The organism is Herbaspirillum huttiense (assembly GCF_047300815.1).
In the GTDB taxonomy this organism is placed as follows: domain Bacteria; phylum Pseudomonadota; class Gammaproteobacteria; order Burkholderiales; family Burkholderiaceae_D; genus Herbaspirillum; species Herbaspirillum huttiense_A.
The window spans coordinates 498,780-514,445 of the sequence record NZ_CP178608.1 but is presented as its reverse complement, the minus strand read 5'-3'; the positions used below and the strand labels follow the sequence as shown (position 1 = coordinate 514,445).

Annotated in this window: 16 protein-coding genes; 5 read left to right on the top strand and 11 right to left on the bottom strand. The window is 60.2% G+C overall.

The genetic code is table 11. From position 1 onward, the window contains the following. The first annotated feature begins 1 nt into the window (after position 1). The 5 genes from ACLRDN_RS02415 to ACLRDN_RS02395 all read left to right on the top strand — a co-directional run bounded on the left by ACLRDN_RS02415 (position 2) and on the right by ACLRDN_RS02395 (position 5,493). Complete coding sequence (locus ACLRDN_RS02415) at positions 2-1,192, top strand: glycosyltransferase family 4 protein (protein ID WP_413458815.1); 1,191 nt, start codon at positions 2-4, stop codon at positions 1,190-1,192. Continuing rightward, on the top strand, positions 1,189-1,947 hold the full coding sequence (locus ACLRDN_RS02410) for a glycosyltransferase family 2 protein (protein WP_413458814.1): 759 nt from the start codon (positions 1,189-1,191) through the stop codon (positions 1,945-1,947). The genes ACLRDN_RS02415 and ACLRDN_RS02410 overlap by 4 nt, the downstream gene beginning before the upstream one ends. A gap of 143 nt (positions 1,948-2,090) precedes the next feature. After that, positions 2,091-2,657: a sugar transferase gene (locus tag ACLRDN_RS02405; protein WP_413458813.1), complete on the top strand. Its 567-nt coding sequence runs from the start codon at positions 2,091-2,093 to the stop codon at positions 2,655-2,657. Positions 2,658-2,731: 74 nt separating this feature from the next. Beyond that, on the top strand, positions 2,732-4,633 hold the full coding sequence (locus ACLRDN_RS02400) for a polysaccharide biosynthesis protein (protein WP_413458812.1): 1,902 nt from the start codon (positions 2,732-2,734) through the stop codon (positions 4,631-4,633). Positions 4,634-4,665: 32 nt separating this feature from the next. Then, positions 4,666-5,493, top strand: a complete 828-nt coding sequence (locus tag ACLRDN_RS02395) for a symmetrical bis(5'-nucleosyl)-tetraphosphatase (RefSeq protein ID WP_413458811.1) — start codon at positions 4,666-4,668, stop codon at positions 5,491-5,493. Here the strand turns inward: ACLRDN_RS02395 and ACLRDN_RS02390 are convergent. The 11 genes from ACLRDN_RS02390 to ACLRDN_RS02340 all read right to left on the bottom strand — a co-directional run bounded on the left by ACLRDN_RS02390 (position 5,423) and on the right by ACLRDN_RS02340 (position 15,664). Then, positions 5,423-6,223, bottom strand: a complete 801-nt coding sequence (locus tag ACLRDN_RS02390; RefSeq protein ID WP_413458810.1) for a lysophospholipid acyltransferase family protein — start codon at positions 6,221-6,223, stop codon at positions 5,423-5,425. The genes ACLRDN_RS02395 and ACLRDN_RS02390 overlap by 71 nt on opposite strands. A 136-nt stretch (positions 6,224-6,359) precedes the next feature. Next, positions 6,360-7,646: a dihydroorotase gene (locus tag ACLRDN_RS02385; RefSeq protein WP_413458809.1), complete on the bottom strand. Its 1,287-nt coding sequence runs from the start codon at positions 7,644-7,646 to the stop codon at positions 6,360-6,362. A gap of 62 nt (positions 7,647-7,708) precedes the next feature. Then, a complete protein-coding gene (locus ACLRDN_RS02380) occupies positions 7,709-8,668 on the bottom strand; it encodes an aspartate carbamoyltransferase catalytic subunit (protein WP_008334861.1) in 960 nt (319 codons plus the stop codon). After that, positions 8,661-9,173: a bifunctional pyr operon transcriptional regulator/uracil phosphoribosyltransferase PyrR gene (gene pyrR, locus ACLRDN_RS02375; protein ID WP_134221250.1), complete on the bottom strand. Its 513-nt coding sequence runs from the start codon at positions 9,171-9,173 to the stop codon at positions 8,661-8,663. The genes ACLRDN_RS02380 and pyrR overlap by 8 nt, the downstream gene beginning before the upstream one ends. Then, positions 9,170-9,556 (bottom strand): Holliday junction resolvase RuvX, encoded by a 387-nt coding sequence (ruvX, locus tag ACLRDN_RS02370; protein WP_088756179.1) that lies wholly within the window; start codon positions 9,554-9,556, stop codon positions 9,170-9,172. Before ruvX ends, pyrR begins: the two co-directional genes overlap by 4 nt. A gap of 14 nt (positions 9,557-9,570) precedes the next feature. Beyond that, the gene (locus tag ACLRDN_RS02365; RefSeq protein ID WP_413458808.1) at positions 9,571-10,329 is read right to left on the bottom strand and encodes a YqgE/AlgH family protein; all 759 of its coding nucleotides are present in this window, start codon (positions 10,327-10,329) and stop codon (positions 9,571-9,573) included. A gap of 90 nt (positions 10,330-10,419) precedes the next feature. Beyond that, complete coding sequence (locus ACLRDN_RS02360; protein ID WP_413458807.1) at positions 10,420-11,835, bottom strand: amidohydrolase family protein; 1,416 nt, start codon at positions 11,833-11,835, stop codon at positions 10,420-10,422. 28 nt (positions 11,836-11,863) lie between these two features. Next, positions 11,864-12,667, bottom strand: coding sequence for an ABC transporter permease (locus ACLRDN_RS02355; RefSeq protein ID WP_039789316.1), 804 nt, complete (start codon positions 12,665-12,667; stop codon positions 11,864-11,866). Continuing rightward, complete coding sequence (locus ACLRDN_RS02350) at positions 12,651-13,514, bottom strand: ABC transporter ATP-binding protein (protein ID WP_413458806.1); 864 nt, start codon at positions 13,512-13,514, stop codon at positions 12,651-12,653. Before ACLRDN_RS02350 ends, ACLRDN_RS02355 begins: the two co-directional genes overlap by 17 nt. 17 nt (positions 13,515-13,531) lie before the next feature. Then, positions 13,532-14,563, bottom strand: coding sequence for a Rieske 2Fe-2S domain-containing protein (locus ACLRDN_RS02345; protein ID WP_413458805.1), 1,032 nt, complete (start codon positions 14,561-14,563; stop codon positions 13,532-13,534). 114 nt (positions 14,564-14,677) lie between these two features. Continuing rightward, entirely contained in the window at positions 14,678-15,664 is a 987-nt protein-coding gene (locus ACLRDN_RS02340; RefSeq protein ID WP_413458804.1) for an isopenicillin N synthase family dioxygenase, read from the bottom strand. Positions 15,665-15,666 lie beyond the last annotated feature (2 nt).

Below are 15,666 nucleotides of genomic sequence, written 5' to 3'. Positions count from 1 at the left end.
CATGATAAGAATTGCATTTACTCTGATAGGCGGGAAGTCTTGGACTGGTGGCTACAATTATCTTCTCAACCTGCTTCGCGTAGTGACTGAAAAGCGTCCGGGAGCGCTTCAACCAGTCTTGTTTTTTGGCACGGATATAGATCCCGAAGACGCTGCCCCTTTTGAGGAGATCAAGGGAGTAGAGATCATCCGGTGCCCGCTGATGAATATGGACAGGCGCAATAGCAACTTGCTCAAAAGCTTGGTGTTGGGTGCATCGCCTGCAATTCGCAATTTGTTTCAACAGCATCGGATTGATGTGCTTTTTGAGAACGCTCAGTTCTACGGGCGAAACATTGGGGTCCCTGCCATCGCATGGATACCGGACTTTCAACACCGAGAACTATCTCATCTGTTTTCCCGTGGCGCGTGGTGGAAACGTGAATTAGGCTTTCGGGCCCAGATACTTGGCTCACGCACGATCATGCTCAGTAGCAACGATGCGCGTAGTAGCTGCGAGTCTTACTACCCGAATACGAAAGGCCGCACTCATGTTGTCAGATTTGCCGTACCGCCTTCCCACATACCCGATGCCAATGAAATAGCGTCAGTACGAAGCACCTATGATCTGCCGGAACGCTATTTCTACCTTCCGAATCAGTTCTGGCAGCACAAAAATCACTTGTTGGTCATCGACGCGCTTGCACTGTTGAAAGCGCGTGGAGAGAAAATTCTGGTTGTAGCCTCAGGAAACCAGCGCGACCCCTATCGGCCTGAGCATTTTGAGAAGATACGGACAAGGTTGCAGTCAACCGGTGTCAGTGACCAGTTTCGGATGCTCGGCCTTATCCCGTACAAAAACATCGCTCCACTGATGGCAGGAAGTATTGCTTTGCTAAATCCGTCACTGTTCGAAGGATGGAGTACTACTGTTGAAGAGGCTCGTGGATTGGGAGTGCCCATGATACTTTCCAACCTGCCGGTGCATCGAGAACAAGCCGATGGCATCGCGCGTTTCTTTGATCGGCATACTGCGGCAGATTTGGCTGAGACCTTGCATTCAGCGTGGATTGACTCAGCAAATTTCTGTCCGTCGGCTGAAAATCCTCAGAAAGACCAACTCGATCCTGTGCAGCGTTTCGCCGATGATTTCGTGACGCTGGCAGAGCAAGTCAGCATGCAACACATCAAAAGAACCAAAAGATCAAAGTGAAAATTTCTGTCATTACTACTACCTTCAATAGCGCTGCAACCATTGGCGACACGATGAAATCGGTGGCAAGCCAAACCTATGAAAACGTGGAGCATTTGGTCATTGATGGTGCTTCAAAAGACCGCACGCTCGACATTGTCAGAGAATTTTCAAGCTCGAGAACACGCGTTTTCTCCGAACCCGACAAGGGCATTTATGATGCGATGAACAAAGGGTTTTCTCAGGCAGAAGGTGAAGTGATCGGATTTCTGAATTCCGATGATCTCTTTGCCGACAATGATGCCTTGGAACACGTGGCTCAAGCATTCAAGGATCCGGAGGTCGACGTTTGCTTTGGTGATCTGGTTTATGTCACCGAAGACAATCTCAAGATCGTTCGTTATTGGAAATCCCAGCGATATATTCCGGGGACATTTGCACGTGGCTGGGCTCCGGCTCATCCAACATTTTACGTCCGCCGGCGCGCTCTTGAACGTCTCGGAAATTTTGATCTGAACTATCGCTTGGCTGCGGATGTAGAGTTCATGGTGCGCTATCTGGAGCGTGGACAGCTGCGCTCTGCGTACATTCCACGCGTTCAGGTCCGAATGCGCCTCGGAGGCGCAACGAATCAAAGTTTTAAAAATATCGTGCGCCAAAATAGAGAAGTACTTCATTGCCTTCGGAAAAACGGAATCTCTTATTCACCCCTGTCATTCATTATTCATAAATTGCTGAATCGTATATGGCAACGTTGGGCTGGATCAAAACTATAAAGAACGATCACGAAAAAATTAGAACCACAACATATCCTGCTCATCCGCTTCAGATGGTGAGCCGTCTCCCAGGCAGAAGGTGGCTTTTTCCGCAAGTCATGCAAAGCTAACAAAATGTGTTCCAATTAACTGGGCAGTTTCAAATGCTGATACGTTTTTTCGATTTCTTCTTCTCCCTATGCGGCCTTCTACTCGGTTCGCCCATCCTGCTGATACTTTGGCTGCTCGGTGTATTCGATACCGGCTCTCCGCTATTTCGCCAGCAAAGAGTGGGACTCGGCAAAAAGCCCTTCACTCTTGTCAAGTTTAGAACCATGGCACCCGATACCGCTTCGGTGGCGACGCATCTGGCAAACGCCAGTGCGGTTACAGCGTACGGAAGCTTTCTGCGTCGGAGCAAACTCGATGAGTTGCCCCAACTTTGGAATGTGCTCAAGGGAGAAATGAGCTTGGTTGGGCCTCGCCCCTGCCTGTTGAGTCAAGAAGAACTCATCGCTGAGCGCACGGCACGCGGTGTCTTCAACGTCAGGCCAGGCATTACGGGGTTAGCCCAGATTCGCGGAATCGATATGTCAACACCTACCAAATTGGCGGAGACAGATGCTCAGATGATCAGCAGCCTCTCGGTTACCTCATATTTCCGGTACATATTGCTGACCGTTGTGGGGAAAGGATCGGGCGACCGAATCAAATCAGACTCGTTCAAATGACATCGACCATGCTGAGGAATTACCTTTCGCGGCTAGCACCGCCAATACTCGGATTACCCAGACCAGCCAAGCGTATGGTTGTCATGCTGTTGGACATATGTCTTTGCATTCTAACGGTCTGGCTGGCTTACTACTTGCGTCTCGGCGAGTTCATCAGCTTCAACCGAAGCAGTCAATGGGGCTCCGGAGCCAGCTGGGCTGCAGCCGTATCCATTGTATTTGCGCTTCCCCTTTTCATCGTCAGCGGATTCTATCGGGCAATTTTCCGCTACGGTGGCTGGTCGGCCTTGGTGACTGTAGCGCGCACCATTGGCAACTATGGGCTGATTTACATATGCATCTTTACCGCAATCGGTATAGACGGCGTTCCTCGTACCATAGGGATCATTCAACCGATATTGCTATTGCTTTTCGTGGGAGCATCCAGAGCGCTGGCGAGGATATGGCTCGGAGATCAGTATCGACTCCGGCTTCGACACGCTGCACGACCTAAGGTATTGATTTATGGTGCGGGAACGACTGGTCGCCAGCTGGTTGCGGCGATGTCCAACAACCATGAAATGCAGGTTGTCGGATTTCTCGATGATGATGATCGGCTGCACGGACACGTTCTCAATGGCCAGCCGATTTACAATCCTGTTGACCTGCCGGAGCTTGTCTCGAATCTGGCAATCAGCAACGTGTTGCTAGCCATGCCAGGCATAACACGTCATCGTCGCAATGAAATCCTGACAAATATTCGAGGGGCGAGAGTATCGGTAAGAACGCTCCCAAGCGTGACGGACCTAGCACAGGGTAGAGTGAGCGTATCGGATCTGCGAGACCTGGATATTGATGATCTTTTGGGACGGGAGCCCGTCGTACCGAATCATTTGCTGCTCACGATGAAGGTGGCGGGAAAGGTCGTCATGGTTACTGGTGCCGGCGGATCCATAGGCAGCGAACTGTGCAGACAAATTATTTCCCTCGCTCCTGCGAAATTGCTCTTGATCGAGCAAAGTGAATTCGCACTCTATGCAATTCACCAGGAACTTGAACAGCGCACGGGAAATAGTGGCATCAGTATCGTACCGCTGCTCGCCTCGGTTCAGGATGAGGACAAGATGCGAGAAATCATGGCCACTTGGCACCCGGATACTGTCTATCACGCTGCTGCGTACAAGCACGTACCCCTGGTAGAACATAATCCGGCAGCGGGGATAAAGAACAATGTATTTGGCACATTGCGAACCGCGCAGGCTGCGGCTGAAAGCGGAGTCGCAGATTTCGTGCTTATTTCTACCGACAAAGCAGTTCGGCCCACCAATATTATGGGTGCAAGCAAACGCCTTGCTGAAATGATCTTGCAGGCCCTGGCTGCTACCAATCCGGCGACGAAGTTTAGTATGGTTCGTTTTGGCAACGTATTGGGCTCGTCCGGCTCTGTCGTGCCAAAGTTTCGCCAACAGATCAGGGACGGTGGACCCATCACTCTGACCCACCCGGAGATCACTCGCTACTTCATGACCATTCCTGAAGCCTCGCAATTGGTAATCCAGGCGAGTGCCATGTCCAAAGGTGGGGACGTATTTGTCCTAGACATGGGGACATCGGTAAAAATCATCGATTTGGCGCTAAGAATGATCGAGCTGTCCGGACTGACCGTGAAAGACGCGACAAACCCCGAAGGCGATATTGCTATCGAAATTACCGGCCTGCGTCCTGGCGAAAAATTGTATGAAGAGTTACTCATCGGCGACAATCCCAGTCCGACCCCTCACTCTCGTATCATGAAAGCACATGAAGAGTTCATTCCGTGGGAAACGCTCGAATCCGGCCTTCGCTCATTGGAAATGATCCTGAATGTGAATGACAGCGGCGTCATTCATTTGATGATGGAGAAATTGGTCAACGGCTATACGCCAAGCAAAGAAATTGTCGACTGGATCTACTTGGAACAACAAGCTGAGGCGAAGTCTCTCGGTTTCAACGATTGAAGCAATACCCGAACCCGATAACACCACGCTTCATGGACAATTCGCACATTTTCGTTGTCGGTGACCTCCAAGGTTGTGCAGAACCATACAATCGCCTGGAGAGGATGTTGGAGTCTGCGGATAGCAGCGCGCAAATTATCTTCGCCGGCGACCTCATCAACCGCGGCCCCCAGTCCCTGCAAACCCTGCGCACCGTGATGCAGATGGGCGAGCGCGCCCAGTCCGTGCTGGGCAACCATGACCTGCACCTGCTGGCCGTAGCCTGCGGCATCCGCCCGGCGCACCGCGACGACACCCTCGACGAGATCCTCAACGCCCCCGACCGTGAGGAGCTTATCGACTGGCTGCGCCACCGTCCCCTGGCCATCCACGAACAAGGCCACCTGATCGTGCATGCCGGCGTGCTGCCCCAATGGGACCTGCAACAAGCCCTGGCCCTGGCCAGCGAAGTGGAAACCATGCTGCGCAGCGACCAGTGGATGGACTTCCTGCGCCACATGTACGGCAACCAGCCCGACCGCTGGAGCGACGATCTGGCCGGCCACGAACGCCTGCGCTGCATCATCAATGCCTTCACCCGGCTGCGCTTCTGCCAGGCGGACGGGACGATGGATTTTGCGGTGAAGGAAGGCGCGGCGGCCGCGCCGGAAGGACTGATGCCCTGGTTCGAGGTGCCAGGGCGAAGAACCGAGGACGTGACCGTGGTCTTCGGTCACTGGTCCACACTGGGCTTGGTGATGCGCCCCAACCTGATCGCCCTCGACACCGGATGTGTCTGGGGCGGCAAGCTCAGTGCGGTGCGACTTGAGGATCGGGCGCTGTTCCAGGTGCAGTGTCCGCAGGCGCGGCGGCCGGGCTGAGCGATTCCAGCGAATAACCCAGGCCGGTGGCAATGACTTCACGTGCGGTGCGCGCGAGGTCGCGGCGATGCGCGCCGTCCGTGCTGATCAGGGGCAATTGCTTCAGTTCGGCCGTCATCCCCCTGGACTTGAGGATGCTCATGATGCTCTCGGCAATGGACATGTCCCCGATGAAATCAGCCGCCGCATGCAGCCGGCCCTCGCCATCCACATAACGCAACGCATACGGCTGCACCGGGGCTTTGGCATCGATGGCGGCCTCGAACAGGTTGGCGTGGAAAGGCAGCAGCGTGCCCTGGGCGGCCGTTGTGCCTTCGGGGAAGAAGGCGACGTGCTCGTCCTTCTCGATGCTTTCCACCAGGCCTTTGAAAATGCGCCGCACGTCGCTGGCCTTGCCGCGCGAGATGAAGATGGTGCCGGTCTTGGCGCACAGCCAGCCGATCAGCGGCCAGCTGCGGATTTCCGACTTGGCCACGAAACGGCAGGGCTGCAGCGAATTGACCACGAAGATGTCCAGCCAGCTCACGTGATTGGACACCAGCAACGAACGCGGAATCGGCAGCGGGCTGTCGATCTTGATGGCGATGCCGCAGATGCGCAGCAGCTTGCGCGACCAGCGCCGGATGTGCGCCTCCCGCCCCTTCTCGGAGGTGAACGGGAACAGGAAGGCACAGACCGCCATGCCCTTGAAGAGATGCGCGATCAGGCGCAGCAAACGGAAAACGAACATGGCGTATTCGGGTCTTGATGAGGTCGTGATCGAATCGTTGCGACGAAAAAAAGCTTGATCGAAATTCACTATCGAGGTTGCCCGCAGTCAACTATCGATCAAGAAGGAATCAAGCTGAAAATCAAGCGACAGGTTTTCAGCGCTCGAAGGCAATATGCCCCGAGACGATGGTCGCCTTGACTACACCCGGCAGCTCATAGCCCAGGAACGGGGTGTGCTTGCCCTGGCTGGCCAGTGCCGAGCCCTGCACCTTCCACAAGGTATTGGGATCGAACAGGCACAGGTCGGCCACGCTGCCCACGGCCAGGTTGCCGGCCTTCAAGCCCGCCACCTTGGCGGCGCGGTGCGTTACTTTCGAGATCGCCTTGGAGAGCACTTCCTTGCCCTCGCCTTCGGTCTCCAGCGCCCACTTCAGCGACAGCGACAGCAGCAGTTCGAGGCCGGTTGCGCCCGGCGAGGCTTCGCCGAAGGGCAGCAGCTTCTCATCGTCATCGACCGGGGTGTGGTCCGAGCAGACGGCATCGATGGTGCCATCCAGCAAGGCCGCGCGGATCGCTTCACGGTCGCGCTGCGCGCGCAGCGGCGGCGTCATGCGGGCATTGGAATCGAAGAAGCCGATGTCCAGGTCGCACAGGTGGATGTGGTGTACACCCACATCGCAGGTCACCGGCAGGCCTTCGCTCTTGGCCTGGCGCACCAGCTCCAGACCGGCGGCCGAGGACATGCGGCACAGGTGGACGCGGGCACCGGTGGCGCGCATCAGTTCGAACAGGGTGTAGAGCGCAATGGTCTCCGACATCACCGGCACGCCCGACAAACCCAGGCGCGAAGCGGCCGGGCCGCTGTGGGCGATGCCGGTGCGGCCCAGGTGCGGGTCCTGCGGGCGCAGCCAGACGGTGTAGTTGAAGGTCTTGGCGTATTGCAGGGCCGACAGCAGCACGGTGGTATCGGTGATCGGCTCTTCGGCTTGCGAAAAGCCGATGCAGCCGGCTTCGGTCAGCTCGGCCATTTCGGTGAGCGCCTTTCCCTTCAGGCCGGCGGTGAGCGCGCCCAGCGGATAGACGTGGGCCTGGTTCAGCGAACGGGCGCGGTGCTTGAGCATTTCCACCAGGCCGGGTTCGTCCAGCACCGGATCGGTATCGGGCGGGCAGACCAGGCTGGTCACGCCGCCCTGGATGGCGGCCTGCATTTCGGATTCCAGCGTGGCCTTGTATTCGTAGCCGGGCTCGCGCAGGCGGGCCGACAGGTCCACCAGGCCAGGGGCCACGATCAGACCGGTAGCGTCGATGGTCTTGTTGGCCACGAAGTCGGCCGGGGCCTGGCCGACGCCGACGATCTTGCCGGCGGCCACATACACATCCTGCTGGGCATCGATGCCGTTGGCCGGGTCGATCAGGCGGCCGTTCTTGATATGCAGTTTCATCAGTTCTTGTCTTCTTAACGGATCGTTCAAAACGTCGCGGTGATGGTCGTCGTCACCCGGGTTCAATTGCCAGCCACGATGCTCATGACCGCCATGCGCACCGCAATGCCGAAGGTCACCTGCGGTAGGATCACGGCCTGTGCGCCATCGGCCACGGCCGAATCGATTTCCACGCCGCGGTTCATGGGACCAGGGTGCATGACGATGGCGTCCGGCTTGGCCAGCGCCAGGCGTTCCGGGGTCAGGCCGTAGCTCTTGAAGAACTCCTGGGCCGAGGGCAGCAAGGCACCGCTCATGCGCTCGTTCTGCAGGCGCAGCATGATGATGACGTCCACATCCTTCAAGCCCTCTTCCATGTTGTGGAAGACGCGCACGCCCATCTGCTCCAGGCCGCTGGGCAGCAAGGTGCGCGGGCCGATGGCGCGCACTTCGGGCACGCCCAGGGTGGTCAGCGCGTGAATGTCCGAGCGCGCCACGCGGCTGTGCAGGATGTCGCCGACGATGGCCACACGCAGGTTGGTGAAGTCTTTCTTGTAGTGACGGATGGTGTACATGTCCAGGAGACCCTGGGTCGGGTGCGCGTGGCGGCCGTCACCGGCGTTGACCACGTGGACGTGTGACTGCTTCGTATCGATCAGGTGCTTGGCGATCAGGAAGGGCGCGCCCGATTGCGCATGGCGCACCACGAACATGTCGGCGTGCATGGCCGCCAGGTTGTCGATGGTGTCCAGCAGCGACTCGCCCTTGCTGGTGCTGGAGGCCTGGATATTGAGGTTGATCACGTCCGCCGAGAGGCGCTTGGAGGCGATCTCGAAGGTGGTGCGGGTGCGCGTGGAGTTCTCGAAGAACAGGTTGAAGACGCTCTTGCCGCGCATCAGCGGCACCTTCTTGACTTCGCGGTCGCCGATGCTGACGAAGGACGAGGCGGTATCGAGGATGTGCGTCAGGATCGAGCGCGGCAGGCCCTCGATGGTCAGCAGGTGTTGCAGTTCGCCGTTTTTGTTGAGTTGGGGATTAAGCATGGACCACCGTAAGGGAGAAGCGGCCGTCGTCGGCGCGTTGCAGTTGCAGGTTTTCTTGTTTGCTCAGTTCGACCGAGGCCGCCACGAAATCGGCGGCGATGGGCAGCTCGCGGCCACCGCGATCCACCAGCGCCGCCAGCAGCACGCGCGCCGGACGGCCATAGTCGAACAGTTCGTTGATGGCGGCCCGCGTGGTGCGGCCGGTGTAGAGCACGTCGTCGACCAGCAGGATGGTGGCCCCCTCGACATCGAAGGGAATCTGGCTGGGCTTCACGTCAGCGCGCAGGCCCTTCTCGGAAAAATCGTCGCGGTAGAAGGACACGTCGACGAAGCCCAGGCGCTCGGCCAGGCCCAGTTCGCTGGCCAGGCGCTCGGCCAGCCAGGCACCACCGGAGTGGATGCCCACCAGCGCAACCTCGGTTGCGCCCTGCAGGCCGGCTTTGATCTGCTGCACCAGGGTCTGGTACAGCGCTTCTGCATCAAGCTGGGAAGGTGTTGTGCTCATGAATGTGCGTCGTCAAAGTATTGCTGCAAAATGATGGCGGCCGCCTGGTCGTCGATCTGTTCGCCGCGCTGGTGCTGGATGACCGCCGAACTGTAACGTTCATCCACCAGCGTGACCTCGATGCCGTAGCGGCCGTGCAACTGGTTGGCAAAGCGGCGGCAGCGCACGCTCATCTCGTGCTCGGCGCCGTCCGGATGCAGGGGCAGGCCGACCACGCAGCGTGCCGGTTGCCACTCCGCAATCAGGCGCGCAATGGCCGCGAACTTGCCGTCGTTGGTCGCTTCGCTGATCACCGCCAGCGGCTGCGCCTGCTTCAGGCCCGTATTGCCCACGGCCACGCCGATGCGCTTCAAGCCGAAGTCAAAGGCCAGGATGGTATCCAAACGTCCCCGCTCCCTCAGGCCCGGCCGGCGTCGCCGGACAGCATCACCGGATCGATGCCCAAGAGGGCCAGCGCCGCCGTGAAGCGTTGCTCCACCGGCAACTCAAAAATAATGGCCGGATCAGCCTTGACGGTCAGCCAGCCATTGCGGCCGATCTCGCCTTCGAGCTGGCCCGGGCTCCAGCCCGAACAACCGAGGGTGACCAGCACACGCTCGGGGCCATCACCGTGGGCTACCGCTTCGAGCACGTCCTTGGAGGTCGTCAGCGCGACCTCATCGGTGACCTGCAGGGTCGAGGAATACTTTTCCGAGGTCGAATGCAGCACGAAGCCGCGCTCCACCTGCACCGGGCCGCCGAACATGACCGGGCGGCGATACAGCTCGGGCATGGCGTCGGGGGTATCGGGCTGGATCTCGAGCTTGAGGTTGATGCGGTCGAACAGCACATCCATGGTCATGTCGGTGGGCTTGTTGATGACCACGCCCAGCGCGCCGTTGTGGTTGTGCTCGCAGAGATAGACCACGGTGCCGCCGAAGATCGGGTCCAGCATGGACGGCATGGCGATCAGGAAATGATTGGTCAGGTCCAGTTCCAGCGGGGGACGGACCTCGTCAGCGGCATCGTCGCCCTCGGCCTGGCTGCTGGCATCGGAGCCGGCAGCGTGGCGGGAAGGAGCGTCGGAATGGAATGGGTCGAAAGCGCCAAAGGAATCCACGGATTCATCGAAATCCTCGGCTGAGAAACTGAAGGGAGAATTGCGTCTCTTGATCATCCCGGCATTTTAGCAGTTTTGGCCGGGATCCCATGTGGCTCGTGGGGCAGCGCGCGTAAAGCCGGTCGCATGCAGCCGGCTTTACTGGCCTCAATTGCCTTCGAGCATCTTTTTGACAGCCTGCCTCGCCTGCGCACCGAGTTCGGCCAAATCCACGCCGGGGATGGCGTCATCGCGGACCACGGCGCGGCCACCGACCCACATTGCCTTCAGGAAAGGCCGGCCACCCGAGGCCACGGGACCGATGGCCGGATCATGCAAGCCGAAATAGCGAGGATCATCCAGCCGGTACAGAGCGATGTCAGCTTGCTGACCCACCTGCAGGCCCTGCAACCCCTCCAGGCCGAGCACGCGGGCCCCGCCGGTCGTACCCCAGCGCACCACATCCTCCACCGTCGCTTCGTCGGCACCGCCTTCGAAGGCCCCGCCCCGGAACGACGGCGTGGCCTCCTGGCCGCGCCGGGCGCGCTGCATCAGCCAGGCGGCGTGCGTTTCCGAGATCATGTCGGCTGCCTCGTTGGAGGCCGCGCCATCCACGCCGATGGACACCGGCACGCCCGCCGCCTCCAGCGCGCGGATCGGGGCGATACCGCTGCCCAGGCGACCGTTGCTTTGCGGGCAATGGGCGATGCCGGTTCCGGTACTTCCCAGCAAGGCAATTTCCTCGGCATCGAGCTTGACCAGATGCGCAAACCACACGTCCGGCCCCAGCCAGCCGATGCGCTCGCAGAATTCCACCGGGCGGCAGCCATGCATGGCGTGTGCGCTGTCCTGGTAGCCGACGGTCTCCGAGAGATGGCTGTGCAGTCGCAAACCCAACGCCCGCGCGGCATCGGCGATAGCGCGCATTTCCTCCGGGGCCGCCGAATACAGCGGCGTGGTCGGTGCCATCACCACGCGCCGCATCGAAGCGGGCGCGGGATCATGGAAGCGCCTGGCCAGGCGCTGCATGTCGGTCAGGAAAGCATCGAGCGTCTCCGGACGCAGTGCACTGGGCAACTCCGCCTCCAGCTGCCGCGTGCGGGTGGCGGTGCCCCGGCACAGGACGAAACGCAGGCCCAGCTTTTCCGCTTCCTCGAACAGGATCTCCGAGGTATCGAAGGGCATGCCGGGGTAATACAGGTAATTGTGATCGGCAATCGTGCCGCAGCCCGAGCGCATCAGTTCGACCATGCCGATGCGTGCAGCCAGGCGGAACAGCCCGGCATCGAATTTGGCGCGATAGCGATAAGGCGTGGCCGCCAGCCAGTGGGTGAGCGTGGCATTGATGCCCAGCGGATCACCCTTCAACAGCGACTGGAACAGGTGATGATGGGTATTGACCCAGGCCGGATAGGCCACGCAATCGCCGGCATCGATCACGTTCTCACCAGGCAGTGCATCGAGCTTTCCGATGGCGGCGATCACGCCGTCGGCCACACGGATGTCGGGACCGGCGTGGCGCGCGGCCTCACCGGGCAGGCCGGTCAGGATGGCCTGCAGGTTGCGGATCAAAAAAGTGTTCATGACAGGTCGGCTCCTTGGACAGTCGTCATCATGCCATCTCGCTCTCATGCCAGCCGGCCAGCATGGCGCGCGAGAGCGCACTCATCAGCCAGAACAGCAGGATGCCGGTCAGCGTGATGAGCAGCAGGGCCGCAAACAGACGCGGAATGTTGAGCTGGAAACCCGCCTGCAGGATCTGGTAGGCCAGTCCCGATCCGGTGCCACCGGTGCCCGCCACGAATTCAGCAACGACGGCCCCGATCAGCGCCAGCCCGCTTGAAATACGCAGGCCGCCAAAGAAATACGGCAAGGCACTGGGAATGCGCAGGCGGCGCAAGGTCTGCCAGCGCGTGGCCTTGTTGAGCCGGAACAGGTTGAGCAGGCCCGGATTGACGCTGCGCAGTCCCAGCGTGGTGTTGGAGATGATGGGGAACAGCGCCATGATGGTGGCGCATACCGTCAGCGCGGCCGTGGTGTCCTTGACCCAGATGATGATGAGCGGGGCGATGGCGACGATCGGTGTGACCTGCAGGATGATCGCGTAAGGAAAAAGGCTGACCTCGATGAAGCGGCTCTGCACGAACACGAAAGCGATGGACACCCCCAGGATCACCGCCAGCACGAAGGCCAGGAAGGTGATCTTCAGCGTCACCAGCAGCGACTCCATCAGCATGCCCCAATCGGCCACCAGGGTCTTGGCAATCAGCGCGGGCGTGGGCACCAGGTAAGGCGGCACCTCCAGCAGCGTGCAGACGATCTGCCACATCAGCAGCAGGGCGATGCCAATGGACAGCGGCGCCACCACGCGCCAGAACCCGGGTCGATTGACCAGCGGATCAGTGTTGGGCTTCATGGCCGTCTCCTTGCTGGTTGGCCAGCGTGAGGTAATCGGAAAGCGTCTTGCAGTACTGCATGAAGGGGGCCGAAATACGGAAAGCTTCATCGCGCGGACCGTCCACCTCGATGGCCACATCGGCAATCACCCGCCCGGGGCGGGCTGCCATCACGATCACGCGCGAGGACAGGAACACCGCTTCATAGATGCTGTGGGTGACGAAGACCACGGTCAGGTCCTGCTTGCTCCAGATGTCGCGCAGGTCGGCATCGAGCTTGTTGCGGGTGAATTCATCGAGGGCACCGAAGGGTTCATCCATCAGCAGCAGGTTGGGCGAGGTCGCCAGCGCACGGGCAATGGAGGCCCGCATCTGCATGCCGCCCGAGAGTTCGCGCGGCAGCACCTTGTGGAATTTTTCCAGGCCCACCAGTTTCAAGGCCTCGGCCACGCGCGCATCGGCCTGCGCGCGCGGCACGTGGCGCAGCTCCAGCGGCAGCCTTGCATTCTGCTCCACCGTGGCCCAGGGCATCAGGGTGGCTTCCTGGAACACCATGGCCAGCGTGCGTTCGGGCGTACCCACCGTGGCCAGGTTGCCGCCCCACCAGCGGATGTGGCCGTGGGAGGGTTCTTCCAGCCCGGCAAACATCTTCAGCAAGGTGCTCTTGCCGCAACCCGAGGGGCCCAGCAGCGAGACGAACTCGCCGCGCCCGATATCGAGCTTCACCTCGTCGAGCGCACGCGTGCCGTTGCGATAGGTCTTCTCCACCCGCTGTGCCGAGAGCACCGGCGGCGCATCAGACACAGCGGCCACCCTCTCCTGCTCCCATGCCGCGGCCTGCGACATGGCGAATTCATCTCTGTCCATGGGATCTCCTGGCGGGTTCATGCAGCGGGGTGGATGCGGAACACTTCGGATTCGCCGTGCTCTTCCAGCAATTGCAGCAGCATGCGGCGCATGATGAGGCCGGGCCGATCCGAGGCCATGTGGAATTCCTGGCGGCGGCGCACGTCGATGCAGGCATCGGGGTCGGTGGCCTCCAGGATCTCGCGGTCTTCCACCAGGATGGGCGCATCCCAGGCGATCAGTTCGGCTTCCGAACAATCCTCCTCGGTGTCGTTGCGATAGAGCCATTGCGACAGCATGATGGAACCATCATCGATGGGCGTGGCGCAGTTGTAGATGATGTGATGGCGGCCGCTCTCCGGATAGGTGCAGCCGAAGCGGCGCACGAAGGGCAGGTACCAGCGGTTGAACATGTGGCGCACCGTGGTGTCGGCGGTGCTGCCGGTGACGCGATGGCTGGCCGGGACGTTCTTGATGGGCACGCGGGTTTCGGCTTCGAAGCCGTAGTCGGTTTCCTCGATCTCGTATTTCTCCGGCTTGGGCTGGTCATACAAGCCGAAGGTGGCACGATGCACGTAACTGAAGTGCGAATTGTCGAAGGAGTTTTCCATCATGCGCAGGGCACTGGTTTCCCAGCGCTCGTAGAACTGGAAGATGCGCCGGTAGCCGGGCGCCCCATCCTCGGGAAACTCCGGGATATCGCGCAGCGGTTCTTCCAGCGCCACCCACACATATCCGTAGCGCTCCTTGCAGAAATACGACTTCACGCAGGCGCCTGACGGCACGCTGCCATCCACGCTCTGCGGCACGCGCACGCAGGCGCCCTCGCCGTTGAAGGTCCAGCCGTGATAGCCGCAGACGATGTTGCCGTTTTCCACGAAGCCCTTGGACAACCTGGCCGTGCGATGGCAGCAGCGGTCCTGCAACGCGGCGGGTGAGCCATCCTCCTTGAGCCACACCACCAGCTTCTCACCCAGGAGCGTGAAGGGCTGCGGACCGTCCTTCAATTGCGTGACGGGCATGAGCGCGTACCAGAACTTGCGCAAGACTTTTTGTTGAGTTACCAGCATGAGGCTGCTCCTTCTGCTTGGACTGCGAACGCCATGGTTCGCAGTGGTCCGGCCGGCGTGCCAACACGGTCGCCTTCGCCGAAATACATTGGCTTCGGGGTGTCATACGGCAGCTCAGGCCGCCGCTACCACCCCGAAGGTCTGCTTCACTTTCATTTCCAGGTAGTCACCGATGGTGCAGGGGACGTAGCGCGCCGGGCGTTCATCGCTGCAGCAACTGGGCAGGCAGGCCACCACGGCCGCCTGGTCGCCATCCTGGAAGAACGGCAGGGAATAGCGCGGTGCACTGCCCGCGTTGAGCACGCGATGCGCATTGCTGTGATACAGGTCATTGCTCCAGCGCTGCAACAGGTCGCCGATGTTGACCACGAAACTTTCCGCGATGGGAGGCGCGCTCACCCATTGGCCATCGGCATTGCAGATTTCCAGTCCGCCGATGTCGTCCTGCGCGAGGATGGTGACCAATCCCCAGTCGGTATGGGCACCGGCACCGATCTGGTTGTGCCGGGCACCGTCAGGCTGGGGCGGATAGTGCAGCATGCGCTGGGTGGCGATGGGTGCCTGCAGCACCGGCTCGAAGAAATCCTCGGGCATCTCCAGCGACAGTGCGATCACCCCCAGCAGACGATGCGAGAGTGCGCGCACGGCGTCGTAATACAAGCGTGAGTGCGCCTCGAAACCGGGCAGGTCCTGCGGCCACAGGTGGTGGCCATAGCGCAGCAGGCCGCGCTGCACATAAGGATGATCGGGTGCGATGTCAAAGCCGAACTGGAAGCCTTCCTTCAGGTCAGCGGGCGATCCTTCATCGAGGGCCTGCGCCCCCATGCGCTCGTATCCGTAGCCGGACGGAGAGTGCCGCATGTCGATGGCCGATTTGCTGGCCTGGGGCAAGGCAAAGAAACGCCGCGCCCAGTCGAACTGCTGCTCGACCAGCGAGGGCGCGACACCGTGATTGACGAGGTAGAAGAAACCCACGTCGCGCGAGATCTTGTGGATCTCCCAGGCCAGCGCCTCGCGGCGGGCCAGTTCGGGCGAGAACGCATCGGCGAAATCGATCACCGGAATGCGGCGCGCGGTCATGGGTACTGTGTAGGGAATCATGG

Bases quoted from the DNA above. Each gene is read 5' to 3' on its own strand.
- ACLRDN_RS02415 (WP_413458815.1), top strand. From the start codon at position 2: ATGATAAGAATTGCATTTACTCTGATAGGCGGGAAGTCTTGGACTGGT.
- ACLRDN_RS02405 (WP_413458813.1), top strand. From the start codon at position 2,091: ATGCTGATACGTTTTTTCGATTTCTTCTTCTCCCTATGCGGCCTTCTA.
- ACLRDN_RS02400 (WP_413458812.1), top strand. From the start codon at position 2,732: ATGGTTGTCATGCTGTTGGACATATGTCTTTGCATTCTAACGGTCTGG.
- ACLRDN_RS02395 (WP_413458811.1), top strand. From the start codon at position 4,666: ATGGACAATTCGCACATTTTCGTTGTCGGTGACCTCCAAGGTTGTGCA.
- ACLRDN_RS02390 (WP_413458810.1), bottom strand. From the start codon at position 6,223: ATGTTCGTTTTCCGTTTGCTGCGCCTGATCGCGCATCTCTTCAAGGGC.
- ACLRDN_RS02385 (WP_413458809.1), bottom strand. From the start codon at position 7,646: ATGAAACTGCATATCAAGAACGGCCGCCTGATCGACCCGGCCAACGGC.
- ACLRDN_RS02380 (WP_008334861.1), bottom strand. From the start codon at position 8,668: ATGCTTAATCCCCAACTCAACAAAAACGGCGAACTGCAACACCTGCTG.
- pyrR (WP_134221250.1), bottom strand. From the start codon at position 9,173: ATGAGCACAACACCTTCCCAGCTTGATGCAGAAGCGCTGTACCAGACC.
- ACLRDN_RS02365 (WP_413458808.1), bottom strand. From the start codon at position 10,329: ATGATCAAGAGACGCAATTCTCCCTTCAGTTTCTCAGCCGAGGATTTC.
- ACLRDN_RS02360 (WP_413458807.1), bottom strand. From the start codon at position 11,835: ATGAACACTTTTTTGATCCGCAACCTGCAGGCCATCCTGACCGGCCTG.
- ACLRDN_RS02355 (WP_039789316.1), bottom strand. From the start codon at position 12,667: ATGAAGCCCAACACTGATCCGCTGGTCAATCGACCCGGGTTCTGGCGC.
- ACLRDN_RS02350 (WP_413458806.1), bottom strand. From the start codon at position 13,514: ATGGACAGAGATGAATTCGCCATGTCGCAGGCCGCGGCATGGGAGCAG.
- ACLRDN_RS02345 (WP_413458805.1), bottom strand. From the start codon at position 14,563: ATGCTGGTAACTCAACAAAAAGTCTTGCGCAAGTTCTGGTACGCGCTC.
- ACLRDN_RS02340 (WP_413458804.1), bottom strand. From the start codon at position 15,664: ATGATTCCCTACACAGTACCCATGACCGCGCGCCGCATTCCGGTGATC.